This is a genomic window from Pseudomonas benzenivorans, assembly GCF_024397895.1.
Lineage (GTDB): Bacteria > Pseudomonadota > Gammaproteobacteria > Pseudomonadales > Pseudomonadaceae > Aquipseudomonas > Aquipseudomonas benzenivorans_A.
This window is the reverse complement of sequence record NZ_CP073346.1, coordinates 1,177,355-1,202,526: the sequence shown is the minus strand read 5'-3', so window position 1 is coordinate 1,202,526 and position 25,172 is coordinate 1,177,355. Positions and strand designations below refer to the sequence as shown.

Here is a 25,172-nt window from a genome sequence, read left to right as displayed (position 1 = left end):
TATTCGCGGGATCACGCCCTGACGGCGGCTGCGCCCGTTGTCCTGGCCGAATCCATTCCCCTGAACGAGCCGCATGCGCAGCAGCCGGTGTCCCTGGTGACGGTCGAGACGAAGCCCAGCGAGCCTGCGATCTACCTGCCGATAGAGGAACTGCAGGAGCGCCTGTTGTCATTGATCGACGCCATCGCGCAGAGTGAAGACGACATTCAGCAGGCCAACACGCTGGCCCGTCGTGCCGGGGATAACCTGAACCTGAGTTGCGACAGCATCCAGGCTTCGACCGAATCCATTGGCGCCTTGGCCGAGTACATGCTGCACATCATCGATGTGTTCAACGAACTCAGCGACCAGTCCAAACGCATCGGCGTGATTGTCGGGAGCATCCAGGACATCGCCAAGCAGACCAATCTGCTGGCGCTTAATGCTGCTATCGAGGCGGCCAGGGCCGGCGAGCAGGGCAGGGGGTTCGCAGTGGTGGCCGATGAGGTGCGCAATCTGGCCAAGCGCAGCAACGAGGCCAGCGAGCAGATCCGCGGCATCGTGGCGGGGCTGCAAGGTACCGCCGAAGATGCACGTGCCGGCCTGTCGCAGGTCGATACTTCGACCCGCGCCAGTCTGGACAAGTCTGCCGTGGCCCTACAGGCGCTGATGGAAATGCGCAGCCTGGCGGCGGCGCGCCTGGAAACGGTCGAGCGCATCACCCAGCGTCTGGCGGCGAAACATAAGATGGCCCAGGGCGTGCGCGAACTGCTGCAAGAAGCCAGCTAAGCGCGCTACAGGGCGCCGAAGACCTTCTTCGCCAGGCTGGTGGCGGCACCGGCCGGGTTCTTGCGCAGGCTGGCCTCCTGCTCGGCGATCATGGCGAACAGGCCATCCAGCGCCTGTTCGGCGACGTAACCTTCGATACTGGCGTTCTTGGCGTCGAGCATGCCGAAGTTGGCCGCCTGGCCGGCGAAGGCATTGTACTGCTGGGCCAGGCCGACCCGGTCGGTGGCCTGTTTGACGATCGGCAGGAAGCGCGCACGAATCTGCTCGCGGCTGCTGCGGTCCAGGTACTGGGTGGCGGAATCCTGCGGGCCGCTGAGGATGCCCTTGGCGTCCTGCAGGGTCATCTTCTTCACCGCGTCGACCAGCAGCGCCTGGGCTTCGGGCACGGCCGCTTCGGCGGCGCGGTTCATGCTCAGCTCCAGCTGCTCGACCTGATTGCCCATGCCCATCAGCTTCATGGTCTTGGCCGCCTTGCCGAGGTTGCCCGGCAGCTCGATGCGTACCTGTGGGTTGTCGTTGAAACCGCCGGGAGCGCCGAGTTGCTTGACCGCGACCTGGGCACCCTGGATCAGCGCGTCCTTGAGGCCGCCGCTGGCGTCCTGCTGGGTCAGGTCGGCGAGCGACAGGGCAAAGGCGCTGGCGGACAAGGCCAGGCCGGCGATCAATGTGGAAAGGCGCAACATGGGGCGGTCCTTCTTCAGGAGGGGATGGGTCGAGCTTAGCGGAGCGGCGGGGCTGCGCAAACCCGGGCCTGGCGGCGGTCGGCTCGTAGTGGGGTGTTCGCCGGCGGCCCGCCGTGGTTTGCGCCGAGGCGTCCCACAGGTTATTACTGGAAGGCCTTTCCCACTGCAAAGGCTATTGACGCGATGCCTCGAGACCTCGAATTCAAGCAGCCCCCAGTCCCTCATAAGGAAGACGGCGCGTCGCGCCAGGTCGGCTTCGAGCTGGAGTTCACCGGCCTGACCCTGGAGCAGACCGCCGCGGCGGTGCAGGATGCGCTGGGGGGCGAGCTGTCGAGAACCTCGGCGAGCGAGCGGGTGCTGCGGGTGGACGGTCTGGGCAAGTTCAACATCGAGCTGGACTGGGACCTCCTCAAACGCCAGTCGCTCAAGGCGGAGAACGCCCAGGAAGGCAGCCCGGAGTGGATGGACCTGCTCAGTCGGGCCGCGAGCCTGATGGTGCCCCTGGAGGTGGTCTGCCCCCCCATCGACATCGGCGAGCTGGGGCGTCTGGACGGCATGATCGCCGGCCTGCGCCAGGCGGGCGCGGTGGGCACCGAGAACTCGCCGATGGCGGCCTTCGGCGTGCACCTCAATCCGGACATTCCGCGGCTCGATCCCGCCACCATCAGCGCCTACCTGCGTGCCTTCGGCCTGTTGCAATGGTGGCTGGTGGACGCCCACCAGGTGGACCTGTCGCGCAAGATCAGTCCCTACATCGACCTGTACCCGGAAGCCTACGTGAGGCGCCTGGTCGAGCAGCCCAGGCCCGACATGGCGCAGTTGTTCGACGACTACCTCGAGCACAACGCCACGCGCAACCGCGCGCTCGACCTGCTGCCGCTGCTGGCGCAGATCGATGCCGAGCGGGTGCGCCAGGCGGTGCCGGACCCCAAGATCAAGGCCCGGCCCACCTTCCACTACCGCCTGCCCAACTGCCAGATCGAGAAGGCCGACTGGTCCCTGGCCAGTTCCTGGAACCTGTGGTGGGTGGTCGAGCAGCTGGCCGGTAATGAGGACGACCTGCAGGCCCTTGGCGAGGCCTTCGGGCAGCACTGGCGGCCGCTGCTGGGACTCAATCGTGGCGCATGGCTGGAGTACGTCGGGCGATGGCTGAACGACCGCGGGTGGGGGTAACCGGCAACCATCGGCGCTGGTCGCCGTCCTGGTGGTCGACCCGTTGCGCGCTGCGCCTGGTCGGTGCCCAGGCCGAGCGCATCAGCGTGGCGCATGCCCCCAGCGGCCGGCCCCTGAGTGCCCTGATCATCGGCGGCGGCGACGATATCGCGCCGGAGCATTACGGCGGCGACATCGAGGCCATGGTGCGCAGCGACCCGGAGCGCGACACGCTGGAAATGCGCTGGATCGAGCAGGCGCTGGAGGAGGGCATTCCGCTGCTCGGCATCTGCCGCGGTGCGCAGCTGATCAACGTGGTGCTGGGCGGCAACCTGCACCAGGACATTCGCCCGATGCGCGTGCACACCTACAACCGGCCGGGCCTGCTGCCGACCAAGCAGGTGCGCGTCGATGCCGAGTCGCGGCTGGCCCAGGTCTGCGCCAAGGCCCGCCTGCGGGTCAACAGCCTGCACCATCAGGCCATCCGCAAACCGGGCGATGGCCTGCAGGTGGTGGCCTGGGACCTGGACAACCTGGTGCAGGCGGTGGAGTCCAGCGATGGCCGGCCCATCCTCGGCGTGCAGTGGCACCCCGAGTACCTGTTCTACCTGCCGTCCCAGCTCGCGCTGTTTCGCTGGTTGACCCGCAGCGCGTCCTGACTCACTGGCTGGCCGGGGCCTGCTCGCCGCGCTCCAGCGCCACCTGGCGGATCGACAGGCGCAGCTCGGCCGGCAGCACGCGCTTGGCCGCGCCTTCGACCAGCTCGCCCAATTTGACGTGGTGGCCGAGCTTGCCGGCCTCGTCCTGCAGCAGCACGCCTTGGTCCTGCAGGGTCTGGATGAAATGGCGGAACAGACTCTTGTCGAAGAACTCCGGGGCATTGAGGCCATGGAGAATCGACAGGCGCTGGGCCATCACCGTGCACAGGTCCTCCAGTTCCTCGGCGCTGATGAGGTTCTGCCCGGCGTTGAGCAGCAGGGCGATGGCCATGTAGAAACGCTGCAGGGTTGGCGCGATGGCCCGCGACAGCAGAGTCAGCAGCACGAACTGGCGCGAGCTCGGCGCCGGCCGCACATAGACATCGCCTTCGAGCTTGAGCAGACCCTGCCCGACGAAGGCGGCCAGCCACTGATCGACCACGGTCTCCAGTTCTTCCACTTCCCAGCGAATGAACAGCTCGGATTGCAGGTAGGGGTAGAGCGCCTCGGTGAAGCGCAGGATCTGCTCGCGGCTGATCCGCGCGCTGCTCTGGAAGAAGCTCGCCAGCAGCGCCGGCAGGGCGAAGATATGCAGCACATTGTTGCGGTAGTAGGTCATCAGCACCGCGTTGTGCTCGTCCAGGTAGAGGATCTTGCCCAGGGCGTCGCGCTGTTCGGCGAGCAGGTCCATGCCCTTGACGTAGTCGATCAGCGCCCGGCCGTCGCCCTCCGGCAAGGTGGTGTGGGGCGAGTAGGGCACCTGGCGCAGCAGCGCCAGGTAGAGGTCGAGGACCCGCGCCAGGGCGCTGTCGTCGAGGGCCAGTTTGCTGGTGGAGAGCAGCACCAGGGCCACCAGGTTGACCGGGTTGATCGCCGCCGCCTCGTTGAGCCGTTGCGCCACGCGCTGGCCGAGGCGATGGGTGGTCTCGTTCAGCCAGGCCGGGCGGAACTGCCCGGCGTAGTCCTGCTCGCGCCAGTCCGGCTGCTGCTGGTCGAGAAACTCGGCCAGCTTGAGCGGTTCGCCGAAGTTCACCCAGACCTGGCCGAAGCGCTGCTTGAGCGCGCCGATGACCTTGAAGATGTCGAAGATCGATTCCTTCTTCTTGCTCGCCCCGCGCAGCTCGCCCAGGTAGGTGCGGCCCTCCAGCACCCGCTCGTAGCCGATGTATACCGGCACGAAGACCACCGGCAGGCGGTGGCTGCGCAGGAAGCTGCGCAGGGTGATGGCCAGCATGCCGGTCTTGGGCTGCAGCATGCGCCCGGTGCGCGAGCGTCCGCCCTCGACGAAGTACTCGACCGGGAAGCCCTTGCTGAACAGGGTATGCAGGTATTCATTGAACACCGCGGTGTACAGCGGGTTGCCCTTGAAGCTGCGGCGCATGAAGAAGGCGCCGCCGCGGCGCAGCAGGCCGCCGATCAATGGCATGTTGAGGTTGATGCCGGCGGCGATGTGCGGCGGTGTCAGGCCGTTGCGGAACAGCAGGTAGGACAGCAGCAGGTAGTCGATATGGCTGCGGTGGCAGGGCACGTAGATCACCTCGTGGCCCTGGGCCGCCTCCTGCACGCCCTCGATATGGTTGACCCGGATGCCGTCGTAGATCTTGTTCCAGAACCAGCTGAGCACCAGTTCGAGGAAGCGGATCGCGGTGTAGGCGTAGTCCGAGGCGATCTCGTTGCCGTAGCGCAGCGCCTGGGCCTCGGCCTTTTCCGGGCTGATACCGCTGCGCTCGCATTCCTCGCCGATCGCCTGGCGCACCAGCGGGCCATGCACCAGGCCCTTGACCAGGTTGCGTCGGTGCGACACGTCCGGGCCGATTACCGCGGTCTTCTGGTTGCGAAAGTGCACCCGCAGCATGCGCTGGACCATGCGCAGGGTGCGCTCGTGGCCCTTGTCCTGTTCCACCAGTTCGCGCAGGTGAATGGGGCTGGAGAACTGCACCCGGGTCTTGCGCCCGAGGATCAGGATGCTGACCAGCCGGCGCAGGCGCCCGGTGACCGCCCAGCTGTCGGCGAACAGCAGCTTCCAGGCACTGGTCTCGCGGTCCGGCGACTGCCCCCAGAACACGCTGACCGGGACGATCTGGGCATCGTCGACGGCCTGCTGGCTCAGCGCCGCGACCAGCCGCGCCAGGGTCGGCGAGCTGCCGCGCTTGTCCTGGCGGCCGAGCCAGTCCGGCTCCGGGGTCAGGTAGAAGAAGGCCGCCGGCTCCTCCAGCTTGCCCACCCTGACCGGCAGGACCGGTCGTGGCAGTCCGGCCTTGCGGCACTCGCGGTCGACCACCGCCAGGTCGCTCAGCGAGGGCAGCTGCAGCACGTAGAACACCGGCTTGCTGCGGTCCAGCTTGAGGGTGAAGGCCGACTGGTTGATGGTTTCCGAGCGTACCCAGAGGTACAGCAGGCGGCGCAGGGTGCCGAACACGAGACGATGGAACGGAGAACGGGTCATACGGAGTCTGCTGGTGGTGTAAAACGAGCACTTGCTCGGGCCGGTTAGTGTGCCGTATCGCCGGCGCGCCGGCAAAAAACTTGACCCTCGCCGCGCTTTGCGCGGCGGCGCAACATTTGCGCAAAGTCGTGGCCTTGCACTGGCAAAGCCCGAGTCCTTATAGTCCTGCGCGCATTCGAAAGGCCCGTCTCGCTGCTGTACGGGTAGCGGACAGGGTTTGACCGCAATGGTGAGAGACCATGATCGAGATAACAAATCTTACGAAGCGTTTTGCACAGCACACCGCGGTGGACAATCTGTCCTTCCGCGTGCAGCCCGGTGAAGTGCTGGGCTTTCTCGGCCCCAACGGCGCCGGCAAGTCCACCACCATGAAGATGCTCACCGGCTTTCTCGCGCCGACCTCCGGCAGCGCCAGCATCCTCGGTTTCGACATCCAGAAGGACACGCGCAAGGCCCAGCGGCAGATCGGTTATCTGCCGGAGGGCGCGCCCTGCTATGGCGACATGACGGTCCAGGGCTTCTTGCAGTTCATCGCCGAGGTCCGCGGCTATCGCGGCAAGGAGAAACTGCAGCGGGTCCAGCACGCGGTGGCCCAGGTGGAACTGGAAAAGGTCCTGGGGCAAACCATCGAGACCCTGTCCAAGGGCTTCAAGCGCCGGGTCGGCCTGGCCCAGGCGATTCTGCACGATCCGCGGGTGCTGATCCTCGACGAGCCCACCGACGGCCTCGACCCGAACCAGAAGCACCAGGTGCGCAAGCTGATCCAGGGCCTGGCCCGGGACAAGATCGTCATCATCTCGACCCACATCCTCGAGGAGGTCTCGGCCGTGTGCACCCGCGCCGTGGTGATCGCCCACGGCCGCCTGCTGGCCGATGGCACGCCGCTGGAACTGGAGAGCCGCTCGCGCTACCACCAGGCGGTGACCCTGCTGGCCGAGGAGCCGCTGGACCATGACGCCCTGGCGACCCTGCCCGGGGTGCTCGGGGTGGAGGCCAATGCCCAGGAACACAGCCTGAGCGTGCTGGCCAGGCCGGGCCAGGTGATCTTCCCCCAGGTCAATCGGTTGATCGCCGAGCGCGGCTGGAGGATCAAGGAGTTGAATGTCGAGCGCGGCCGCCTGGACGAGGTGTTCCGCAGCCTGACCCGAGGGGAGGTGGTATGACGCAGCTGTCGGTTATCTTCAAACGCGAGCTGGCGAGCTATTTCGCCACGCCGCTGGCCTACGTGTTCATCGTGATCTTCCTGGTGCTGTCCGGGGTGTTCACCTTCTACCTGGGCGGCTTCTTCGAGAGCGGTCAGGCCAACCTGGCGCCCTTCTTCAACTTCCACCCCTGGTTGTACCTGTTCCTGGTGCCGGCCATCGCCATGCGCCTGTGGGCCGAGGAGCGCAAGTCCGGCTCCATCGAGCTGCTGATGACCCTGCCGATCAGCCGTTTCGAGGCGGTCACCGGCAAGTTCCTCGCCGCCTGGGTGTTCGCCGGCCTGGCCCTGTTGCTGACCTTCCCGATGGTCATCACGGTCAACTACCTGGGCGAGCCGGACAATGGCGCCATCGTCACCGGCTACCTGGGCAGCTGGCTGCTGGCCGGCGCCTACCTGTCGATTGGCTCGTGCATGTCGGCCCTGGCGAAGAATCAGGTGATCGCCTTCATCCTCGCCGTGGGCCTGTGCTTCCTGTTCATCGTCAGCGGTTTTCCCATGGTGCTCGATGCCTTCAGCGGCTGGGCGCCGCAGTGGTGGGTCGACGCCGTCGCTTCGCTGAGCTTCCTGACCCGTTTCGATGCCATCAGCAAGGGCGTGATCGACCTGCGCGACCTGCTGTATTTCCTCACCCTGATCGCCGCCTGGCTGGCCGCGACCGCGGTGGTCATCGACCTGAAGAAAGCCGACTGAGGACCTGCGCCGATGAAAAAGCTGATGTATTCCAGCGCCGGGCTGGTGCTCATCGCCCTGGCGTTTCTTGCCTTCAACCTGTTCGCCGGATTGGGCCTCAGTGGCGCCCGCCTGGACCTGACCGAACAGAAGCTCTACACCATTTCCGCCGGCACCGAGCAGATACTCGGCAGCCTGGAGGAGCCGATCGAACTGAGCTTCTTCTACTCCGACGGCCTGGCCAAGGACCTGCCGGCACTGCGCACCTACGCCAGCCGCGTGGAGGAGATGCTCAGGGCCTACCAGCGCGAGGCCGACGGCCAGCTCAAGCTGCAGGTGATCGACCCCGAGCCCTTCTCCGAGGACGAGGACAGGGCCGCCGAATTCGGCCTGCAGGCCATCCCGCTGCAGCAGGGTGGCGATTCGCTCTATTTCGGCCTGGCCGGCAAGAACGCCCGGGGCGATACCCAGGTCATCCCGTTCTTCGCCCTGGATCAGGAGGAGTTCCTCGAGTACGAACTCAGCCGCCTGGTGCAGAGCCTGGCCGAGCCCGAGCGGCCGGTGGTCGGCGTGCTCGCGGGGCTGCAGATCAACGGCGGCTTCGACATGATGGCGCGCCAGCCGACGCCGCCCTGGATGGTCATGGAGGAGATCCGCCAGCTGTTCAAGATCGAGAGCCTGAAAACCGACATCGATCAGATTCCCGAGAAGGTCTCGGTGCTGCTGCTGGTGCACCCGAAGCACCTGCCGCAGCAGACCCTCTACGCCATCGATCAGTTCGTCCTGCGCGGCGGCAAGCTGCTGGCCTTTGTCGACCCGTTCAGCGAAGCCGATACCCTGGCCGAGCTGCCCGGGGAAATGGCCCTCGACAAGTCCTCCGACCTGGGGCCGCTGTTCAAGTCCTGGGGCCTGCGCATGCTGCCCGATCAGGTGCTTGGCGACGGTGCCTACGCCATGGCCGTGAGCATGGGCCAGGGCGAGCGGCCGGTGCGCCATGCCGCCTGGCTGAGCCTGCCGAAGAATGCCCTGGACCAGGACGATATCAGCACCGCGGCGCTGGAGAACCTGACCGTGGCCACCGCCGGCATGCTCGAACCGCTGGAAGACGCCAAGACCCGCTTCATCCCCCTGATCCAGAGTTCGCAGTACGCGATGCCCTTCGATGTCAAACGCTTCGGCCTGCTGCAGAACCCCGAGGAGCTGATCCGCGAGCTGCAGCCGACCGGCGAACGCTACACCCTCGCCGCGCGTATCAGCGGGCCGGCGCAGTCGGCCTACCCGGACGGCATCGAGGGGCGCAAGGACGGTCTCAAGCAGGCGGACAACATCAACGTCATCGTGGTGGCCGATACCGACCTGCTGAGCGATCGCATGTGGGTGCAGGTGCAGGACTTCTTCGGCCAGCGCATCCCGCAGCCCTGGGCGGACAACGCCGGCTTCGCGATCAACGCGCTGGACAACCTGAGCGGTTCCGAGGCGCTGATCAGCGTGCGTTCACGCGGCCGCTTCAGCCGGCCGTTCGAGGTGGTCGAGGCACTGCAGCGCGAGGCCGAGGCGCGCTTCCGCGAGAAGGAGCAGGCGCTGCAGGCGCGCCTGGCCGACACCGAGCAGAAGCTCGCCGCCCTGCAGCGCAGCGACGACCCGAGCAAGGCGCTGGAGCTGAGTCCTGAACAGCAGGCCACGGTGCAGCAGTTCCTCCAGGAGAAACTGAAGATCCGCAAGGAGCTGCGCGACGTGCGCTATCGGCTCAACGCCGATATCGAGGCACTGGGGCGGACCCTGAAGTTCGTCAACATCGCCCTGGTGCCGCTGTTGCTGACCCTCGGCGTGCTGGCGCTGTGGCTGTGGCGGCGGCGTCGGCAGGGTTGATGGCGGGGCTGTCCGGGCAGCGTCGGAAGGCCATTGACGGAGTCCTCAAAAAAGGGCTGAGAGCTTAGTGCCGCATGGCTCTCAGCCCGATCAAAAAAGTGCTTTTCAGGCTCCGGGCTTGCTTTATACTCCGGCAGCGGTCGTTGTTTTAACGCCATCGTTTGTACCCGCTCCGCGCCTGCTTCGGCGAGGTCGGGCATGACTGGAACAACGTGTGCACCGAACCGTCGAAGCGCCTTTACGGGACAATAAAAAACTGCGAGTTGGAGAGTGTAGTAATGGCTGATCGTGAGACTGGAACCGTCAAGTGGTTCAATGATTCCAAGGGTTATGGCTTTATCCAGCGCGAGAGCGGCGCCGATGTGTTCGTGCACTATCGGGCCATCCGTGGCGACGGCCACCGCTCCCTGGTCGAAGGGCAGAAGGTCGAGTTCGCGGTGACCCAGGGCCAGAAAGGCCTGCAGGCCGAAGACGTGGCCGCAATCTGAATCCCGGCCGCACAAAAAAGCCCGTCATCGACGGGCTTTTTTGTTTGCACGCTTAGCGCCTGGAATCGGCGTCAGCCGGTGCGCCAGGTGATCTCTTCGACGCCATCGGCGCTGATGCGCAGCCAGCGGTCGGCCTGCTCGTCGCTTTCCTCTTCCTGCCAGCCGCCGGGGGCACAGCGCACCTCGACCTGCAGCGCGGCGAAGGCCGCCTGGGCGCAGGCCAGGTCGTCCTCCCAGGGCGTGGCGTCGCTTTCCAGGAAGAGGCTGTGCCATTTGCCGACGGCCTTCGGCAGCCAGGTTACCGGCACCTCGCCGGCGCGGCATTTGAAGGTCTGGCCCTTCTGCTGCCAGGGCGTACAGGGGCCGATGGCCTGGCCCAGCCAGTCGGCGACGGCCTGATGCTCGGCATCCTTCAGGTAAATCTCGATATCCGGTTGGCGCATGGGGCAGGTCCCTAGAGTTTCTCGATCCAATCGTAGCGTATGGCGACGGTCACCTCGAACGGCGCGGCGATCACCGCGTTACGCCGCTCGACGCTGGCGCGCCAGCCGTGGGGGGTCATCGCCAGCAGGTCGGCACGGGCCTCGGCACTGGCCAGCGGCAGGGCGAAGCGCAGGGTCTCGCTGTGGGCCAGGCGCATGCCTTCGGGTATCAACTCGAGGTGCTTCTGATCGTCGTAGTCACGCACCTCGTCATAGAGTTTCTGGCGCAGTTCCAGCAAGTGCTCGCGGCTGGGCCCCATGCGCAGCAGGCCGCCGCCGGGGGCAAGCAGGCGCCGGGCTTCCCGCCAGTCGAGGGGACTGAACACGCTGGCCAGCAGCTGGCAGCTGGCGTCAGCCAGGGGAACCCGGGCCATGCTCGCCACCAGCCATTCGAGCTGCGGGGCGCGCTTGCAGGCGCGCTTGATCGCTTCGCGGGAGATGTCCAGGGCATAGCCCTCGGCCTCGGCCTGGGGCAGGGCCTCGGCGAGCTGCGCGGTGTAATAGCCTTCGCCGCAGCCGATATCCAGCCAGCGCTCGGGCGCCTGGGCGGCGGCCAGTTCGGCCAGGCGCAGGGCCAGCGGGGCATAGTGGCCGCCCTCGAGAAAGCGCCGCCGCGCCTCGACCATGGCGGCGTTATCGCCGGGGTCGCGGCTGTTCTTGTGCTGCACCGGCAGCAGGTTCAGGTAACCCTGGCGCGCGCGGTCGAAGCGGTGGCCGGCGGGGCAGGCCACGCCGTTGTCGACCGCGCTCAGGGCGTCCTGGCAGATCGGACAGCTGAGCATCAGGCGAGCAGCTTGACGAGGGTCTGGTAGTAGATTTCGGTCAGCACATCCAGGTCGCTGGCCAGCACCCGCTCGTTGATCTGGTGGATGGTCGCGTTGACCGGGCCGAGTTCGACCACCTGGGTGCCCAGGGTGGCGATAAAGCGGCCATCGGAGGTGCCGCCGCTGGTGCTCGGCGTGGTCTCGCGGCCGGTCACCGTCTTGATGCTGGCGGCCACGGCATCCAGCAGGGCGCCGGGCTCGGTGAGGAACGGCAGGCCGGACAGCGCCCACTCCACGTGGTAGTCCAGGCCGTGCTTGTCGAGAATGGCCTCGACGCGCTTCTGCAGGCCCTCGACCGTCGACTCGGTGGAGAAGCGGAAGTTGAAGATCGCCTGCAGCTCGCCCGGGATCACGTTGGTGGCGCCGGTGCCGGAGTTGAGGTTGGAGACCTGGAAGCTGGTCGGCGGAAAGAAGTCGTTGCCGTCGTCCCAGTGCTCGGCGGCCATTTCGGCCAGGGCCGGTGCGGCCAGGTGGATGGGGTTCTTGGCCAGGTGCGGGTAGGCCACGTGGCCCTGCACGCCGCGCACCGTGAGCTTGGCGCCGAGGGAGCCGCGGCGACCGTTCTTGACCACGTCGCCGACCAGCGAGGTGCTCGAGGGTTCGCCGACGATGCACCAGTCCAGGCGCTCCTGGCGCGCCGCCAGGCGCTCGATCACCGCCTTGGTGCCGTGCTGGGCCGGGCCTTCTTCGTCGCTGGTGATGAGGAAGGCGATACGCCCCTTGTGCTTGGGGTGGTCGGCGACGAAACGCTCCACCGCGATGATCATCGACGCCAGGCTGCCCTTCATGTCGGCGGCGCCGCGGCCGCAGAGCATGCCGTGCTCGTCGATCAGGGCGTCGAACGGCTGGTGCTGCCAGGCCTGCAGCGGGCCGGTCGGCACCACGTCGGTGTGGCCTGCGAAACAGAGCACCGGACCGTCCTGCTCGCCGTGGCTGGCCCAGAAGTTGTCCACTTCCTCGATGCGCATCGGCTCGACCGCGAAGCCGGCGGCTTGCAGGCGGCGCATCATCAGTTCCTGGCAGCCTTCATCGACCGGCGTGACGGAAGGACGGCGAATCAGATCGCAGGCGAGCTCCAGGGTGGCGGATAGGGGCGAGGCGGGGGCAGTCATTGCGGCTCCAGGGCGGCGTCTAGCGGAAAGGCCGCCATCTTAAAGCAAAACGGCGGCCATTGGCCGCCGTCAGGCTGTTTCCCCACGGCCGATCGGGCTCTCATGGCCCGAGTCGGCGCGGGTGCCAGCTCAGTGCTGCTTGCCCCACAGCTGCTCGAGCCGGTCGTCGCGGCCGCAACCATTGCGGTAGTAGGTGTAGCGCAGCGGGTTTTTGCGGTGATAGTCCTGGTGGTACTCCTCGGCCGGGTAGAAGGTCGAGGTGGGCAAAATTTCCGTGACGATCGGCCGGTCGAAGCGGCCCGAGGCCTGCAAGGCGGCTTTCGAGGCTTCGGCCAGGGCCTTTTCCTCGGGGTTGCCGTAGAAGATCGCGCTGCGGTATTGCGAGCCATGGTCGCAGAACTGGGCATTGGCGGTCAGCGGGTCGATGGTCGGCCAGAAGTATTCGAGCAGTTCTGCGTAGCCGATCTTGCGCGGGTCGTAGTTGACCCGCACGGCCTCGGTGTGACCGGTGGTGCCGGCGGAGACCTGCTGGTAGCTGGGGTTGGCGGCATGGCCGCCGGTGTAGCCGGAGGTGGTCGAAATCACCCCGGGCAGCTTGTCGAAGTCCGCCTCGGTGCACCAGAAGCAGCCGCCGGCAAAGATCGCGACGCCCTGTTCGCCTGCGGCGAGGTCGCTGGGCTCGCTGGCTTGCGCCTGCTGCACCTGCGGCGCGCCGGGTTTGCAGGCGCTGAGCAGCAGGGCGCCGAGCAGCAAGGCGGCCCATGCACCGAGGCCGAGGCTGGGAAACGGCTTAGGTCTCATGCTCAACTCCTCAGGGCGGGCAGGGCATCGCCCTGGGGAACGAAGCGCAGGGCCAGGCCGTTGTTGCACCAGCGTTCGCCGCGGGGTGCCGGGCCATCGTTGAACAGGTGGCCCTGGTGGCCGCCGCAGCGCGCGCAGTGGTACTCGGTGCGGGGGAAGATCAGCCTGAAGTCACGCTTGAAGCCGGTATGGCCTTCGATCGACTGGGTGAAGCTCGGCCAGCCGGTGCGGCTGTCGTACTTGTGCTGGCTGTCGAACAGCGGCAGGTAGCAGGCGGCGCAGATGTAGGTGCCGGCGCGCTTTTCGTGATTCAGCGGGCTGCTGCCGGGGCGCTCGGTGTCTTCCTCGAACAGCACCGCATAGGCATCGGGCGCCAGCAATTCGCGCCAGGCCTCGTGTGGCTTGTCGAGTGGTACCACGGTGATGCCGGCCGTCTTGGTTTCGGCCAGGCCCGGTGGCACCTGGCTGGCCAGCAGCGGCAGGGCTGGCAGCAGGGCCATGCCCTGGAGAAGGGAACGTCGTTTCATGGCGAGTCTCTGCACAAGGGTTCGATCTGTAGACAGGCCAGCGACCCGATTGTTACAGGCGAGCGCTCTGCAGGGACGGCCCTGGACCTTGATCGCGACTGCCGCTGTTCTTCTACCTGGGTCGCCTGTCGCCCGGAAAAGCCTGTTCCAGAGAAGCCTCGGCCAACTTGCCCGTCAGTGAATGACTGCCCTGAGCGACGACAAGTAGGCGTGATCGCGCGTTCTTCGCCACCGCTCTTGTCGCGGTGTCGGTCATCCACTGAGCGCAGCGGCGCTAAACGGCGGGGGCAGCCTCAGGAGCTTTAGGGTTCAGGCGATCTGGGACTCGGGCTTTGCTTCGATGATGGAGCAGTTGCGACCGGAACTTTTCGCCTGGTACAGGTGTTCGTCGGCGCGCTGCAGCCAGCCTTCCCAGGGTTCGCCCGTGCGCAGGATGGCGCCGCCCACGGACATGGTCACCGGCCCCCCGGGGCCGCGCAGGTCTTCCCTGACCTGACGCTGCAGGTGCGCGGCTGCGGCCTCCAGGGCCGGCACGTCGGTATTGGGCAGGAGCAGGAGAAACTCTTCGCCGCCGAAGCGGAACAGGCGATTCTCCTGGCGCGAGGACTGCTGGATCAGATCGACGAAATCCACCAGCACCTGGTCGCCTGCGGGATGGCCGAACTTGTCGTTGATCTGTTTGAAATGGTCCAGGTCCATCACCAATACACCGTAGTTGTTGCCATGGCGGCGATGGGTGGACACGGCGATTCTGAGCTCTTCGTTCATCGCCCGGCGATTGCGCGCACCGGTCAGCGGGTCGAGGATCGCCATGGCCTGCAGCTGATCGCGCTGGCTGCGGGTGCGGAAGGCGAAGATGCAGGTCAACACGCTGGCCATCAGGCCGGTGACCAGGAACGACATCATCTGGTAGTCGCTTTCGAATACCGAGCCGGGAATCAACAAGGCATGGCCGAGCAGGGAGGCCAGCACCATGAGCATGAGCACCATGGCCTTGCCCGGTGAAACCATGAAGAAGTTGAAGAGCGTCAGCGGGTAGATCCAGAACAGGCCGTTGACCCCGAGGTTGATGGCGATCACCGTGGCGCCCGCCGAGAAGATCACCGCCAGCGCTATTCCCGGTTTCACCGTGTCGCCGGTCCGCCAGGCGTGGAGCACGGCGAAGATGGTCGACAGCACGATGATGCTGTCGGCGATGCTGACCAGGTAGTTGCCTTGGACGAAGCGGTACACCGCGTAAGGCGTAACGGCCAGGACGCCGAACAGGCCCATCAGGGTGATGATGGACAGTTGATAGTCTTTGCGCAGCCGCCTGAGCAGCAGCGAGGTGAGCTTGGGCATAGCCGGTACTTTTATTTTTAATGGGCTAAAGGCCGGTCAAGCATGCAGAGCTTTGCCCCGATCTGGCAAGGAGCAATTCCGGGCAAAGTGCCATTATGGAGGCGGGTTGCTGCACGCTTTTGCAGGGAATCCCGCCATCATCGCTGCGTGGGGCAGTCGATGTCGGCGCCGTGCGCGAGGGCGATCAGGGCCTTGTGCCGCTGGTAGCGCTGCAGGCGCTCACTGAGCTCCGTTGGCAGGCAAGCGTGGCTGCTGAAGCCCAGCGGTTGATAGAAGGGGTGCAATTCCGGGTGGCAGAACAGCCAGGTGGGACCCTCGGCGCTGGCCAGGGCTCGTTCGACCAACTGGCGGCCCAGTCCTTGTCGACGGTGCTGTGGCGCGACGAACAGGCTGGTCAGCCACTGACCGCCGGCAACGGGGCGCAGGCACAGCGCGGCGAGAATATCCTGCTGTCGGGCCACCCATACCCTGTCCTGCTGGCGCGGGCGCATGGGCGAGCGATGGCTGCGATAGAACTTGTCGGCCAGCGGCGTGAGTTGAGTCGGTAAGGCGCAGAACTGCAGATCGGGCATGGGTCCGTGGTGGGGGTTGGGGGCCCAGCGACAGACGCCTGGTCTGCGCTGGGCGGTGGGTTCAGGAGTTGGCCGAGTGGCTGCCCAGCAGGCCCTTGCCCGCGCGCTTGTCCTTCTTGGCCATGCGCTTTTCGTGGGCGCTCTTCAGCGGCTTTTTCTTCCCTTGTTTCTTCGCATCCAAACCTTTGCTCATGATCGTTATCTCACGCTAAGAAGTGGTCGACGATTTCGCCAGGATGATTGCTTTCCAGGTCACTCCCACCTCCCAGGCTGCATGAGCCTGCATGAACTGACAGCCGTCAGCGTCAGCTTAAGAATAGCCGGTTGGTCGACCTCTGGCGCGGGCCATGGGCGCGCATGCGCGCCGCCTGTCCGGTGCAGGACGGGGGCGGTTCGACTGGTTAACACTTCGCGGGAATAGTCGGCCGAACCGGTGACAGCCGTGGCGGTGTCGTCGCATCATCCACGCTATGGTCTGTATTCGGTGTTCGATCCATGAGGGGGTGGCAGCAGGCATGTCGATGACAGCGAATCTACAGCCCCTGGTGTATGCAGCGGATACCGTCGTCGGCCAGGTACGCGGTCACAACGAAGACGCCGTGCTCTGTTGCCCCGAGCTTGGCCTGTGGGCGGTCGCCGACGGCATGGGCGGCCACCGGCGCGGCGAGGTGGCCAGTGCCCTGGCCCTGCAGGCGCTGCGCGCCGCCAGCGTCGAGGGACTTGAGCTGAGCGCGGCGGTGCATGCGGCCAATGCCGCCGTGCTGGCGGCCGCCGAGGCCGACGCCGAGTGCCGTGGCATGGGTACCACCCTGGTCGCCGTGCAGTGTCGCGGCGCCGATTACCAGATTGCCTGGGTCGGCGATAGCCGCGCCTACCGCGTCGACGCCGATGCCATCGAGCCCCTGACGCACGATCACAGCTGGGTTCAGGCGATGATCGATGCCGGCGAGATGAGCGAGGCCGAGGCGCGCTGCCATCCCCAGCGTGGGGTGATCTTCCAGTGCCTGGGGCGTGAGGATCAGAGCCTGGAGGTCGGCCTGCTGCAGGGCCGGTTGCAGCCGCACGAGCTGCTGCTGCTGTGCAGTGATGGCCTGACCGGCGAGCTGGACGACGGGCAGATTCAGCAGCAGTGCGCCGCCGCGGCTACCCTGGATGAACTGGTGGCCGCGTTGATCGCCCAGGCCAATCACCAGGGGGGGCGTGACAATATTTCCTGCATCGTGCTGGGCGGCAGTCCCACCGGGCCGGCCGCGGTCGAACGCCCGCGCGGATTTCTCAGCAGATTGTTCAAACCCTTGAAATCCTGACCACTGGATAGCCGACCATCGCCATGACCGAAGCATTGCTCGAGATTCCCGGTTACCGCGTGCATGGCCGCCTCGGCAAGGGCGGCATGGCCGAGGTCTACCTGGCCACCCAGTTGTCGCTGCATCGCAAGGTGGCGGTGAAGGTGCTGCTCAGCGCCGACGATCAGGCGTTCAGCCAGCGCTTTATCAGGGAAGGCCACCTGCTGGCCTCGCTGCATCACCCCTCGATCATCACCATCCACGACATCGACCGGCTCGCCGACGGTCGCCACTACCTGGCGATGGAGTTCGTCCCCGGCGGCGACCTGGCCCAGCACAAGGGGCAGCAGTTCGAACCGCTCCAGGCGCTGCGCATTGTCCGGCAGATCGCCAGCGCCCTAGCCGTGGTCCACGACAGCGGGTTGGTGCACCGGGACATCAAGCCGGCCAATATCCTCTTTCGTGAAGACGGCACCGCCGTACTCACCGATTTCGGCGTGGCCAAGGAGGTCAGCTTCGATCAAGACCTCACCCAGGTGGGAATTGCCGTCGGCAGTCCCGCCTATAGCAGCCCCGAGCAGGCCCAGTGCCAGCCGCTGGACGCGCGCAGCGACATCTACAGTCTCGGCGTGATCCTGCTGGAGATGCTCACTGGTAGTAATCCCTTTCGCGGCGCCAACTACACCCAGACCGTGATGAACCACCTGCAGATGGAGTTGCCGCAGCTGTCGCCAGCGCTGGAGGACTTTCAGTGGTTGCTGGCGCGCATGCTGGCCAAGGACCCGGACGAGCGCTTCGACGATTGCCGGGTATTGCTGGCGAGTCTTGACGAGCTGTCCGAGGACGACACCGAGAGCACCCGCCGAGCGCCGGCGCTCAGGCCAGGCCCTGCACGGGGCGGCGAATCCGTGAGCGCTCGGCGCCCGCTGCTGGTCTGGGCGCTGCTCGGCATGCTGCTGTTGGTCGGGGCGGGCAGTGCCGGATATTTCGGCTACCGGCAGATGCAGCTGGCCGATTTCCTGGCCCGAGCGGAGCAGCGCCTGGTCGAAGGTCAGTTGCTCGCGCCGCACCAGGACAATGCCGACTACTTCTTCCGCCAGGCCCTGGCCCTGGACGCGGACAATGCCCAGGCCCTGGATGGTTTGCAGCGAGTGCTGCAGGCCCACATCGCCAGCGACCTGGCGCTGGCCGAACAACGCATGGCGGAGAACCGCCTGTTGCTGCCCGAAGATGACAGCGCGACCTTTTATTTTCGCCGTGTGCTGACCTGGGAAGCGGATAACCTGCTGGCCCTCGCCGGCCTGGACCGTGTGGTGCAGCGCTTCATCGAGCTGAGCGAGCGGGCCTACGCCCGGCGTGAGCCTGCGCTGGCGCTGGAACACATCAAGCAGGGGCTGGAGGTCGAGCCAGCCAACGAAACCCTGCTAAAACTCTATGACGATCACGATCGGCGGGTGCGCCTGGCTCAGGCGCCGCGCGCGCCGGCAGCGGCGCCTCGTCAGCGGAGCGCGCAAGCGCCGCAGCAGGGTAGCCAGAATCCGATCAAACGGCTGTGGAACAACATCTTCAATCGGTGAGCGGTCGGCGACCAGGCCTGCGCACTGCGTGGCGTCCCATCGGCTCAGGGTCTTTCTCGAGGCAGCACGGCACATGCTCAGAGTTCATTTCGGCGACAACCGTCAGGCACCTATCTGGCTGGCGGACGAGCGTTTCACTATCGGCCACGACAGTCGAAACAACCTGGTGCTGGACGATCCCCTGATCGCCGCCTTCCATGCCGAGGTGCGTCTGGATCACGGCTACTACTACCTCACCGACTGCGGTACCCAGGTCGGCACCTTCGTCAATGAAGAGCGCATCGGGGCACGCTACCAGCTGCGTGCCAACGACCGGGTGCGCCTGGGGGCTTTGGAGTTGCTGCTGCTCGACCCGGCGACGGCCCGGAGCAAGGCCGAAACGGCGCCGCGCTGGTTTCTCCAGGTGATCAAGGGGGAGCACGAGGGCAAGAAGTTCCACATCCATGGCTCGATGACCTTCGGCCGTTCCGCCAGGTGCGAGATGAGTTTCAGCGACCTGGAGCTGTCGCGCCGCCATTGCGAGTTTTTCCTCAAGGACGATGTGCTGGAGGTAAAGGACCTGGCCTCGGCCAACGGCGTGAGGGTCAACCAGCAGAGGGTGACGACGGCGGTGCTGCAGCCAGGCGACCAGTTGAAGATGGGCTCGGTCAGCCTGCTGGTGATAGGTCCCAAGGTCGCCGTGGCGCCGGCCGAGGAAGAGGATGCGACCCTGTTCATGCGCGCCCTCGATCTGCCCAAACCCCTCAAGGGCAAGCCCGCCAGCTCCGCCGCCAGCACGCTCAACCCGCTACGCGGTGCAGCCGCGCCCCGGCCGCTGGCGCAGGCCGAGCCGCCACCCGGTGCCCCTGGATCACGACTGAAGGGTCTGTTGCCGGCCGCCGTGGCCGTACTGGCGATTCTGCTGATCGGCGTCGGTGCGACCCTGGCCGCCAAGACCCTGCTCTAGGCGACTCGGCGCGGCCGCGCACGGCGGCTTCCACGCAAGGGTTGATCATCCCTCGGACCTCACTGCCGGCACTGAAGGGGCGCGCGCTTCTGCGCCTCCGAATCGAACGGAGCGCCGCCATGCGCGCTCGCCTCGCCCAGGGCGGCCGGGGCCAGCGCGCAGCCTGGGGCGGCCCTATGGCTCAACCGGACTAAGAACGGTTATCAGGCGACCAACAGCAGAAATGCCTCGTTGCATCTACGAGGGGCTGTCCTAGGCTCAAGAAGCCAGTGTCAAAATAGAGGCACCTATGCGTAGTCTATCGATCAGCCTAGTTGTACTCGCCTGTTTTCTGGCGTTTGGTTGGTGGTGGAACCGCCCCCAGCCCATGCCTGTGCAGTTGGTGGCAGTGGAGCGGGGCCCGGTGGAGACGCTGGTGGCCAATACCCGGGCCGGAACCCTGAAGTCCTGCCGGCGTTCGCGTCTGTCATTCAATATTGGCGGCCAGGTCAGCGAACTGCTGGTCGACGAGGGCCAGTCGGTGAAACAGGGCCAGGTGCTGATGCGGCTGCGTCAGGATGATCGTCAGGCCCGGGTGCAGGAGGCCGAGGCGCGCCTGGAGGCCAAGCGCAATGCCCGCGAGCAGGCCTGTCGCCAGGCCAAGCTCGATCAGCGCGATTTCAAGCGCCTGGAGCGCCTGGCCGCGCGCAAGCTCCTGGCCGCCGACCGCCTGGACCAGGCCGAGACCCGCGCGCGCCTGGCGCAGATGGTTTGCAGCTCCAGCGACGCGCTGATCCGTGAGGCCGATGCCAACCTGGCGCTGCAGCGCGCCTTGCTCGACCAGGCCAATCTGCGCGCGCCGTTCTCCGGCATAGTGGCGCAGATCAACGGTGAACTCGGCGAGTTCGTCACCCCGTCGCCGCCGGGCATCCCGACACCGCCGGCGGTGGACCTGATCGACGACAGCTGCCTCTACGTGGACGCGCCAATCGACGAGGTCGACGCCGGTCGCGTGCGCATCGGCATGCCGGTGCGCATCAGTCTCGATGCCTTCCGTGGACGCTCCTTCACCGGCCAGGTGAGCCGCATCGCGCCCTTCGTCCGCGAGCTGGAGAAGCAGGCGCGCACCGTCGACGTCGAGGTGCGCTTCGTCCAGTTGCCGGTCGACGTGGCGCTGCTGACCGGTTACAGCGCCGACGTGGAGATTCTGTTGGAGCAGAGCGCCGGGGGCTTGCGCATCCCCACCGAGACCCTGCTGGAGGGGCGCCGGGTGCTGCGCTACGACCCCAACACCGGGATGCTGCGCGAGGTGGCGCTGAACACCGGGCTGGCCAACTGGCGCTGGACCGAAGTGCTCGGAGGCTTGCAGGAGGGGGAGCGGATTCTTGCCAGTCTCGACCAGGAAGGGTTGAAGGATGGCATCGCGGTGGTCTCGGCCGAGCAGTTGGAGCCGCGGCGATGATCCGCCTGTGCGGGCTGACCCGCTGCTTTCAGGCCGGCGAGCAGCGGGTCGTGGGGCTCGATGCGCTGGAGCTGGAGGTTGCCGCCGGCGACTACCTGGCGGTGATGGGGCCGTCCGGCTCGGGCAAATCGACCCTGCTCAATATCCTCGGCCTGCTGGACGCCCCGGATGCCGGCGAGTACTGGCTCAACGGCGAGGCCACGGCGACCCTCAGCGAGGCCCGCCGCGCGGAGCTGCGCAGCCGCTGGATCGGCTTCGTGTTCCAGTCCTACCACCTGATTCCCCGCCTGACCGCCCTGGAGAATATCGAGTTGCCGATGGTCCTGGCCGGCATCGAACCCGAGGTGCGTCGCCAGCGCAGCCATGAGCTGGTCGAGCGCCTGGGCCTGGGCAGCCGCCTGCAGCATCGCCCGGGCGAACTGTCCGGCGGGCAGCGCCAGCGGGTGGCGATCGCCCGGGCTATCGCCATGCAGCCGGAGCTGCTGCTGGCCGACGAGCCCACCGGCAACCTCGACAGCCGCGCCGGCGAAGAGGTGTTCGCCCTGCTCGAGGAACTCAATGCCGAGGGCCTGACCCTGATCGTGGTGACCCACGATGCCCAGCACGCGGCCCGCGCGCGGCGCCAGCTGAGGCTGTGCGACGGTCGCCGGGTGCATGAGGCAAGCTGGGAGCTGGCCTGATGCGCGCCGGGGACGCCGTGCAGCTGTGGCTCGGCGCCTTGCGCGGGCATCGTTCGCGCAGCCTGATGCTGTTGCTGGCGGTGGGCATCGGCGTGGTCGCGGTGATCCTCCTCACCGGTCTCGGTGAGGGTGCGCGGGCCTTCGTGCTCAACGAGTTCTCCAGTCTGGGGCGCAACACCCTGATCATCCTCCCCGGACGCAGCGAAACCACCGGCGGCATGCCGCCGATCACCGGCCTGTCGCCGCGGGATCTGACCGCACAGGACGCCCGGGCGATCGCGCGCCTGCCCCATGTGCGGCGGGTCGCGCCGCAGCAGGCCGGGCAGCTGCAGGTCAACGTCGGCAATCGCAGTCGCGAGGCCCTGGCCCTGGGTACCAGTTCCGAGTTTTTCGCCATTCGCCGGCTGCGGGTCGCCCAGGGACGACCGTTGCCGGAGCTGGGCTTCGACGAGGCCGAGGCGGTCTGCGTGATCGGCGCCGGACTGCGCCGCGAGCTGTTCGGCACCGGGCCTGCGCTCGGCGAGTGGTTGCGTGCCGGTGACCGGCGCTTTCGGGTGATCGGCATCCTCGAGCCGCGTGGCGAATCCTTCGGCATGGATTTCAACGAACTGGTGATCATCCCGCTGGCCAATGCCCAGGCGCTGTTCAACCGCGAGGGGCTGTTGCGGGTGTTCGCCGAGATCCGCGGGCCACGCTTTATGGCCAGCAGCCGCCTGCAGATTCTCGCCACCCTCAGGGATCGTCATGGTGGAGACGAGGATGTCACCTTGATCAGCCAGGGCAGTCTGCTCGGCGCCTTCACCGATATTCTCGCGGCCCTGACCCTGGCGATGAGCGGGATCGCCGCCATCAGCCTGCTGGTGGCCGGCATCCTGATCATGAACGTCACCTGGATATCGGTCAGCCAGCGTACGGCCGAAATCGGCCTGCTCAAGGCCCTGGGCGCGACGGCGGGACAGGTGCGCCTGCTGTTTCTCGGCGAGGCGGCTGTGTTGGCCCTGGGCGGTGCCCTGGCCGGCCTGCTGCTCGGCGAGCTGCTGCTGTGGCTTGCACGCCTGCTCTTCCAGCTGCCGCTCTACGCACCCTGGTGGGCGCGGCTCAGTGCTCTGGCGCTGGCGCTGGCCTGCGCCCTGCTGTTCGCCTGGCTGCCGGCCAGTCGCGGCGCGGCCCTGGCGCCGGTGGCGGCACTGCGGCCGCTGGCCGGGGGCCGCTGATGTACTGGCAGGATGCGCTCCGGCTGACGGGCTCGGCCCTGCTCAGCCGGCCGCTGCGCAGCCTGCTGACCCTGCTCGGCGTGGCCATCGGCATCGCCGCGGTGGCGCTGCTCACCGCCATCGGCGAGGGCCTGCGCGACTATGTGCAGGACAACTTCGCCCAGTTCGGCACGCGTAACGTGTCGGTCCGCCCGGGCCTGACCCAGACCGCCGGCCTCGGCGGGCTGCTCGGCAGCGTGCGCCCGCTGAGCATCGCCGACGCCGATGCGCTGCGCCGACTGCCCCACGTCGAGGCGGTGGTGCCGATCATCCAGGGCCACGGCGACGTGCAGTATGGCCGCCTCGACCGGCGCATCGGCATCCTCGGCAGCGGTCACCAGATGGCCCAGGCCTGGCGCTTTCGCCTGGCCCTCGGAGAGTTCCTGCCCGAGCCGCGCGACGGGCGCTCGCCGCCCTACGTGGTGCTCGGCCATACCCTGCGCGAGGAGCTGTTCGGGGCGGCCAACCCGTTGGGCCAGATGGTGCGTGTCGGGGGGATGCGCTTCCGGGTGATCGGCGTGATGGAGGAGAAGGGCCGGCTGCTCGGCTTCGATATCGATGATATCGCCTACATTCCGGTGGACTGGGCGGAAAACCTGTTCAACCGCAGCGGCCTGGCGAAGATCAACGTGGTGTTCAATGGCGGGACCACGGCCCTGGCGCTCAGCGAACAGATCCGCCGGTTGCTGATCGAGCGCCACGGCGACGAGGACTTCAGCCTCACCACCCAGGACGACATGCTGCGCAGCCTGGACCGTATCCTCGCCATCCTCAGTCTGGCCATCGGCGCACTCGGCGGTATTTCCCTGCTGGTCGGCGCGGTCGGCATCCTTACCATCATGACCACCACGGTCGGCGAGCGCGCCGCGGAAATCGGCCTGCTGCGCGCCATCGGCGCCACGCCGCGGCAGGTGCTCGGCCTGTTTCTCGGCGAGGCGTTGCTGCTGTCCGTGCTCGGCGGGGTGCTGGGGTTGCTGCTGATGGCATTGCTGCTGGTTGTGTTGCACCTGCTGTTGCCGGGGCTGCCCCTCGCCCTGCAGCCGCTGTTCCTGCTGCTGGCATTGCTCTTGGCCGCGTTGATCGGTGTGTTCGCCGGCATTGCCCCGGCCCGCCGGGCGGCGCGCCTGCAGCCGGTGGAGGCGCTGCGCTGCGAATAGCGGGCGGCTGGCGTCAGCCGCGCCGCGGGTCAGTGGGGGGCAGTGAGTCGAGATCGCGGATCGTGTTGGACATCCGCCGCTCGGGCTTCATCAGGGCGCGGCGGACTCGCTCGTAGTCTTCATAGGGCAGGCCGCTGCGGCTCAGCAGTTCGAGGGAGAACTGCTTGATCTCGGCGTCGCTGTAGGGGCGCTCCGCCGGTGGCGGGGTTGTGCAGCCGGCGAGTGCCAGCACGAGGCCGGCGAGGGCGAAGCGATTCGGACGGTGCATCGGAGTACCTGTGGACGGCGTTGACGGCAGGCACACAGGCTATTGGGCGCAGGGGCAAAGCTGAAATCATTCGTCTCGATAGAGGCTATCGGCGGCAGCTCGAGCGGGTCGCCCAGCTGCCGCGAAGCTGTCAGTCCAGCATAGGCGCGCCGTTCAGGCCGGTCTCCACGGCCATCAGCGGCGAATTGTTGACCCACACATCGTCGATCACGATGGCCTTGCCGCTGCTCTCCACATCCGCCGCCACCAGCAGGTAGTAGGTGCCATCTTCCGGCGCTTCACCGTCCCAGCCAAGGCTCTGCGGGCCGAAGCCGACGGCAGCCGGCGACTGCTGGCTGGCGATCACCGCGCCGTTGGCATCGAGCAGCAAGGCGCGCGGCGTAAGGCTGGGCCTGGGCAGGTCCAGGCACGCGTCACGGCACAGCGAGCTGACATTCAGCCGATAGCGTTCGCCCTTTCTCAGGTGCATGGCATATACCCGGTAGTTGGACAGCGACGGCGGCGCCAGGCGCGCCTGCTCGACAGTGTTCGAGCGCTGCGCCGGCAGCAGGCCAGGGTTCACCGGCAGGGGCACGGCTTCGGCATGATTGACGGCCGCCAGGGTGCCGGCGGGGAAGGCGTCGGCGTCCGCCTGCGGCGCGTGGCTGTGAGTCGTCTGTTGCTGGCCGGCGCAGGCGCCAAGCAGCAGGCAGGCGCCGAGGGTGAGTAGCTTGTGCACGGTGAATCTCCTGTGTGAACGACGTCCCTGTGGTCGTGCCGCGCCTCCCGGCACGTCAGCCGGGCAGTATAACCGGTTGACCCGGCGGTTAATGTGATCGAGGCCCAGTTGGTAGCTATGGGCCGGGCTGTGCCGTGAAAGGGGGCATTCGGTTGGGGCTGGTCGGCAGGCAATCGCGCTGGGGCCTGAGTACCGCGGTTTCAGCCTCCG

The 25,172-nt window shown here is 66.9% G+C and carries 25 protein-coding genes and 1 pseudogene; 14 read left to right on the top strand and 12 right to left on the bottom strand.

Annotation, left to right across the window (positions count from 1 at the left end):
- Positions 1-366: 366 nt before the first annotated feature.
- Positions 367-768: pseudogene (locus KDW96_RS22170) on the top strand (methyl-accepting chemotaxis protein); the annotation flags it as partial.
- A gap of 5 nt (positions 769-773) precedes the next feature.
- On the opposite strand, the gene KDW96_RS05680 reads toward KDW96_RS22170, so the two are convergent.
- Positions 774-1,451 carry a DUF4197 domain-containing protein gene (locus KDW96_RS05680; protein WP_255839468.1) on the bottom strand — a complete coding sequence of 226 codons (678 nt, stop codon included), beginning with the start codon at positions 1,449-1,451 and terminating at the stop codon, positions 774-776.
- 183 nt (positions 1,452-1,634) lie between these two features.
- On the opposite strand from KDW96_RS05680, the gene KDW96_RS05675 reads away from it, so the two are divergent.
- On the top strand, positions 1,635-2,624 hold the full coding sequence (locus KDW96_RS05675) for an amidoligase family protein (RefSeq protein WP_255839467.1): 990 nt from the start codon (positions 1,635-1,637) through the stop codon (positions 2,622-2,624).
- On the top strand, positions 2,597-3,262 hold the full coding sequence (locus KDW96_RS05670) for a gamma-glutamyl-gamma-aminobutyrate hydrolase family protein (RefSeq protein WP_255839466.1): 666 nt from the start codon (positions 2,597-2,599) through the stop codon (positions 3,260-3,262). Before KDW96_RS05675 ends, KDW96_RS05670 begins: the two co-directional genes overlap by 28 nt.
- 1 nt (position 3,263) lies before the next feature.
- Here the strand turns inward: KDW96_RS05670 and plsB are convergent, their stop codons facing one another.
- Positions 3,264-5,747, bottom strand: coding sequence for a glycerol-3-phosphate 1-O-acyltransferase PlsB (gene plsB, locus KDW96_RS05665; RefSeq protein WP_255839465.1), 2,484 nt, complete (start codon positions 5,745-5,747; stop codon positions 3,264-3,266).
- 239 nt (positions 5,748-5,986) lie between these two features.
- Here plsB and KDW96_RS05660 point away from each other — a divergent pair, with 239 nt between their 5' ends.
- From KDW96_RS05660 to KDW96_RS05645, 4 genes are all read left to right on the top strand, one after another.
- Entirely contained in the window at positions 5,987-6,910 is a 924-nt protein-coding gene (locus tag KDW96_RS05660) for an ABC transporter ATP-binding protein (protein ID WP_255839464.1), read from the top strand.
- Positions 6,907-7,641: an ABC transporter permease subunit gene (locus tag KDW96_RS05655; RefSeq protein WP_255839463.1), complete on the top strand. Its 735-nt coding sequence runs from the start codon at positions 6,907-6,909 to the stop codon at positions 7,639-7,641. Before KDW96_RS05660 ends, KDW96_RS05655 begins: the two co-directional genes overlap by 4 nt.
- Positions 7,642-7,653: 12 nt before the next feature.
- Positions 7,654-9,489, top strand: coding sequence for a GldG family protein (locus KDW96_RS05650; RefSeq protein ID WP_255839462.1), 1,836 nt, complete (start codon positions 7,654-7,656; stop codon positions 9,487-9,489).
- A gap of 278 nt (positions 9,490-9,767) precedes the next feature.
- Positions 9,768-9,977, top strand: coding sequence for a cold-shock protein (locus KDW96_RS05645; protein WP_255839461.1), 210 nt, complete (start codon positions 9,768-9,770; stop codon positions 9,975-9,977).
- A 71-nt stretch (positions 9,978-10,048) separates the two neighbouring features.
- Here the strand turns inward: KDW96_RS05645 and KDW96_RS05640 are convergent, their stop codons facing one another.
- The 8 genes from KDW96_RS05640 to KDW96_RS05605 form a co-directional block, all read right to left on the bottom strand.
- A complete protein-coding gene (locus tag KDW96_RS05640; RefSeq protein ID WP_255839460.1) occupies positions 10,049-10,420 on the bottom strand; it encodes a hypothetical protein in 372 nt (123 codons plus the stop codon).
- A gap of 11 nt (positions 10,421-10,431) precedes the next feature.
- Positions 10,432-11,241 carry a putative RNA methyltransferase gene (locus tag KDW96_RS05635; protein WP_255839459.1) on the bottom strand — a complete coding sequence of 270 codons (810 nt, stop codon included), beginning with the start codon at positions 11,239-11,241 and terminating at the stop codon, positions 10,432-10,434.
- Positions 11,241-12,395 carry a succinyl-diaminopimelate desuccinylase gene (gene dapE / locus KDW96_RS05630; RefSeq protein ID WP_255839458.1) on the bottom strand — a complete coding sequence of 385 codons (1,155 nt, stop codon included), beginning with the start codon at positions 12,393-12,395 and terminating at the stop codon, positions 11,241-11,243. The genes KDW96_RS05635 and dapE overlap by 1 nt, the downstream gene beginning before the upstream one ends.
- A 129-nt stretch (positions 12,396-12,524) precedes the next feature.
- Entirely contained in the window at positions 12,525-13,196 is a 672-nt protein-coding gene (gene msrA / locus KDW96_RS05625; protein WP_255839456.1) for a peptide-methionine (S)-S-oxide reductase MsrA, read from the bottom strand.
- A 2-nt stretch (positions 13,197-13,198) separates the two neighbouring features.
- Positions 13,199-13,723 carry a peptide-methionine (R)-S-oxide reductase MsrB gene (gene msrB, locus KDW96_RS05620; RefSeq protein WP_255839455.1) on the bottom strand — a complete coding sequence of 175 codons (525 nt, stop codon included), beginning with the start codon at positions 13,721-13,723 and terminating at the stop codon, positions 13,199-13,201.
- A 309-nt stretch (positions 13,724-14,032) separates the two neighbouring features.
- Positions 14,033-15,064 (bottom strand): GGDEF domain-containing protein, encoded by a 1,032-nt coding sequence (locus tag KDW96_RS05615; protein WP_255839451.1) that lies wholly within the window; start codon positions 15,062-15,064, stop codon positions 14,033-14,035.
- Positions 15,065-15,201: 137 nt separating this feature from the next.
- A complete protein-coding gene (locus KDW96_RS05610; RefSeq protein WP_255839450.1) occupies positions 15,202-15,636 on the bottom strand; it encodes a GNAT family N-acetyltransferase in 435 nt (144 codons plus the stop codon).
- Between the two features lie 61 nt (positions 15,637-15,697).
- Positions 15,698-15,829, bottom strand: a complete 132-nt coding sequence (locus KDW96_RS05605; protein WP_255839448.1) for a hypothetical protein — start codon at positions 15,827-15,829, stop codon at positions 15,698-15,700.
- A 322-nt stretch (positions 15,830-16,151) separates the two neighbouring features.
- Here KDW96_RS05605 and KDW96_RS05600 point away from each other — a divergent pair, with 322 nt between their 5' ends.
- The 7 genes from KDW96_RS05600 (at position 16,152) to KDW96_RS05570 (ending at position 23,976) form a co-directional block, all read left to right on the top strand.
- Entirely contained in the window at positions 16,152-16,943 is a 792-nt protein-coding gene (locus KDW96_RS05600) for a PP2C family protein-serine/threonine phosphatase (RefSeq protein ID WP_370295332.1), read from the top strand.
- Between the two features lie 23 nt (positions 16,944-16,966).
- Entirely contained in the window at positions 16,967-18,499 is a 1,533-nt protein-coding gene (locus tag KDW96_RS05595) for a serine/threonine-protein kinase (RefSeq protein WP_255839446.1), read from the top strand.
- Positions 18,500-18,572: 73 nt separating this feature from the next.
- A complete protein-coding gene (locus KDW96_RS05590) occupies positions 18,573-19,445 on the top strand; it encodes an FHA domain-containing protein (RefSeq protein WP_255839445.1) in 873 nt (290 codons plus the stop codon).
- A gap of 289 nt (positions 19,446-19,734) precedes the next feature.
- Entirely contained in the window at positions 19,735-20,886 is a 1,152-nt protein-coding gene (locus KDW96_RS05585) for an efflux RND transporter periplasmic adaptor subunit (RefSeq protein WP_255839444.1), read from the top strand.
- Positions 20,883-21,566: an ABC transporter ATP-binding protein gene (locus KDW96_RS05580; RefSeq protein ID WP_255839443.1), complete on the top strand. Its 684-nt coding sequence runs from the start codon at positions 20,883-20,885 to the stop codon at positions 21,564-21,566. The genes KDW96_RS05585 and KDW96_RS05580 overlap by 4 nt, the downstream gene beginning before the upstream one ends.
- Entirely contained in the window at positions 21,566-22,780 is a 1,215-nt protein-coding gene (locus tag KDW96_RS05575) for an ABC transporter permease (protein ID WP_255839442.1), read from the top strand. The genes KDW96_RS05580 and KDW96_RS05575 overlap by 1 nt, the downstream gene beginning before the upstream one ends.
- The gene (locus tag KDW96_RS05570) at positions 22,780-23,976 is read left to right on the top strand and encodes an ABC transporter permease (protein ID WP_255839441.1); all 1,197 of its coding nucleotides are present in this window, start codon (positions 22,780-22,782) and stop codon (positions 23,974-23,976) included. The genes KDW96_RS05575 and KDW96_RS05570 overlap by 1 nt, the downstream gene beginning before the upstream one ends.
- A 13-nt stretch (positions 23,977-23,989) precedes the next feature.
- Here the strand turns inward: KDW96_RS05570 and KDW96_RS05565 are convergent, their stop codons facing one another.
- Both KDW96_RS05565 and KDW96_RS05560 read right to left on the bottom strand, forming a co-directional pair.
- Positions 23,990-24,244: a hypothetical protein gene (locus KDW96_RS05565; protein ID WP_255839440.1), complete on the bottom strand. Its 255-nt coding sequence runs from the start codon at positions 24,242-24,244 to the stop codon at positions 23,990-23,992.
- A 130-nt stretch (positions 24,245-24,374) separates the two neighbouring features.
- Positions 24,375-24,962: a hypothetical protein gene (locus KDW96_RS05560; RefSeq protein ID WP_255839439.1), complete on the bottom strand. Its 588-nt coding sequence runs from the start codon at positions 24,960-24,962 to the stop codon at positions 24,375-24,377.
- Positions 24,963-25,172: the final 210 nt, after the last annotated feature.

Excerpts from the sequence above, each read along its gene's own strand:
- KDW96_RS05680 (WP_255839468.1), bottom strand. The coding sequence starts at position 1,451 with ATGTTGCGCCTTTCCACATTGATCGCCGGCCTGGCCTTGTCCGCCAGC.
- KDW96_RS05675 (WP_255839467.1), top strand. The coding sequence starts at position 1,635 with ATGCCTCGAGACCTCGAATTCAAGCAGCCCCCAGTCCCTCATAAGGAA.
- KDW96_RS05670 (WP_255839466.1), top strand. The coding sequence starts at position 2,597 with ATGGCTGAACGACCGCGGGTGGGGGTAACCGGCAACCATCGGCGCTGG.
- plsB (WP_255839465.1), bottom strand. The coding sequence starts at position 5,747 with ATGACCCGTTCTCCGTTCCATCGTCTCGTGTTCGGCACCCTGCGCCGC.
- KDW96_RS05660 (WP_255839464.1), top strand. The coding sequence starts at position 5,987 with ATGATCGAGATAACAAATCTTACGAAGCGTTTTGCACAGCACACCGCG.
- KDW96_RS05655 (WP_255839463.1), top strand. The coding sequence starts at position 6,907 with ATGACGCAGCTGTCGGTTATCTTCAAACGCGAGCTGGCGAGCTATTTC.
- KDW96_RS05650 (WP_255839462.1), top strand. The coding sequence starts at position 7,654 with ATGAAAAAGCTGATGTATTCCAGCGCCGGGCTGGTGCTCATCGCCCTG.
- KDW96_RS05645 (WP_255839461.1), top strand. The coding sequence starts at position 9,768 with ATGGCTGATCGTGAGACTGGAACCGTCAAGTGGTTCAATGATTCCAAG.
- KDW96_RS05640 (WP_255839460.1), bottom strand. The coding sequence starts at position 10,420 with ATGCGCCAACCGGATATCGAGATTTACCTGAAGGATGCCGAGCATCAG.
- KDW96_RS05635 (WP_255839459.1), bottom strand. The coding sequence starts at position 11,241 with ATGCTCAGCTGTCCGATCTGCCAGGACGCCCTGAGCGCGGTCGACAAC.
- dapE (WP_255839458.1), bottom strand. The coding sequence starts at position 12,395 with ATGACTGCCCCCGCCTCGCCCCTATCCGCCACCCTGGAGCTCGCCTGC.
- msrA (WP_255839456.1), bottom strand. The coding sequence starts at position 13,196 with ATGAGACCTAAGCCGTTTCCCAGCCTCGGCCTCGGTGCATGGGCCGCC.
- msrB (WP_255839455.1), bottom strand. The coding sequence starts at position 13,723 with ATGAAACGACGTTCCCTTCTCCAGGGCATGGCCCTGCTGCCAGCCCTG.
- KDW96_RS05615 (WP_255839451.1), bottom strand. The coding sequence starts at position 15,064 with ATGCCCAAGCTCACCTCGCTGCTGCTCAGGCGGCTGCGCAAAGACTAT.
- KDW96_RS05610 (WP_255839450.1), bottom strand. The coding sequence starts at position 15,636 with ATGCCCGATCTGCAGTTCTGCGCCTTACCGACTCAACTCACGCCGCTG.
- KDW96_RS05605 (WP_255839448.1), bottom strand. The coding sequence starts at position 15,829 with ATGAGCAAAGGTTTGGATGCGAAGAAACAAGGGAAGAAAAAGCCGCTG.
- KDW96_RS05600 (WP_370295332.1), top strand. The coding sequence starts at position 16,152 with ATGTCGATGACAGCGAATCTACAGCCCCTGGTGTATGCAGCGGATACC.
- KDW96_RS05595 (WP_255839446.1), top strand. The coding sequence starts at position 16,967 with ATGACCGAAGCATTGCTCGAGATTCCCGGTTACCGCGTGCATGGCCGC.
- KDW96_RS05590 (WP_255839445.1), top strand. The coding sequence starts at position 18,573 with ATGCTCAGAGTTCATTTCGGCGACAACCGTCAGGCACCTATCTGGCTG.
- KDW96_RS05585 (WP_255839444.1), top strand. The coding sequence starts at position 19,735 with ATGCGTAGTCTATCGATCAGCCTAGTTGTACTCGCCTGTTTTCTGGCG.
- KDW96_RS05580 (WP_255839443.1), top strand. The coding sequence starts at position 20,883 with ATGATCCGCCTGTGCGGGCTGACCCGCTGCTTTCAGGCCGGCGAGCAG.
- KDW96_RS05575 (WP_255839442.1), top strand. The coding sequence starts at position 21,566 with ATGCGCGCCGGGGACGCCGTGCAGCTGTGGCTCGGCGCCTTGCGCGGG.
- KDW96_RS05570 (WP_255839441.1), top strand. The coding sequence starts at position 22,780 with ATGTACTGGCAGGATGCGCTCCGGCTGACGGGCTCGGCCCTGCTCAGC.
- KDW96_RS05565 (WP_255839440.1), bottom strand. The coding sequence starts at position 24,244 with ATGCACCGTCCGAATCGCTTCGCCCTCGCCGGCCTCGTGCTGGCACTC.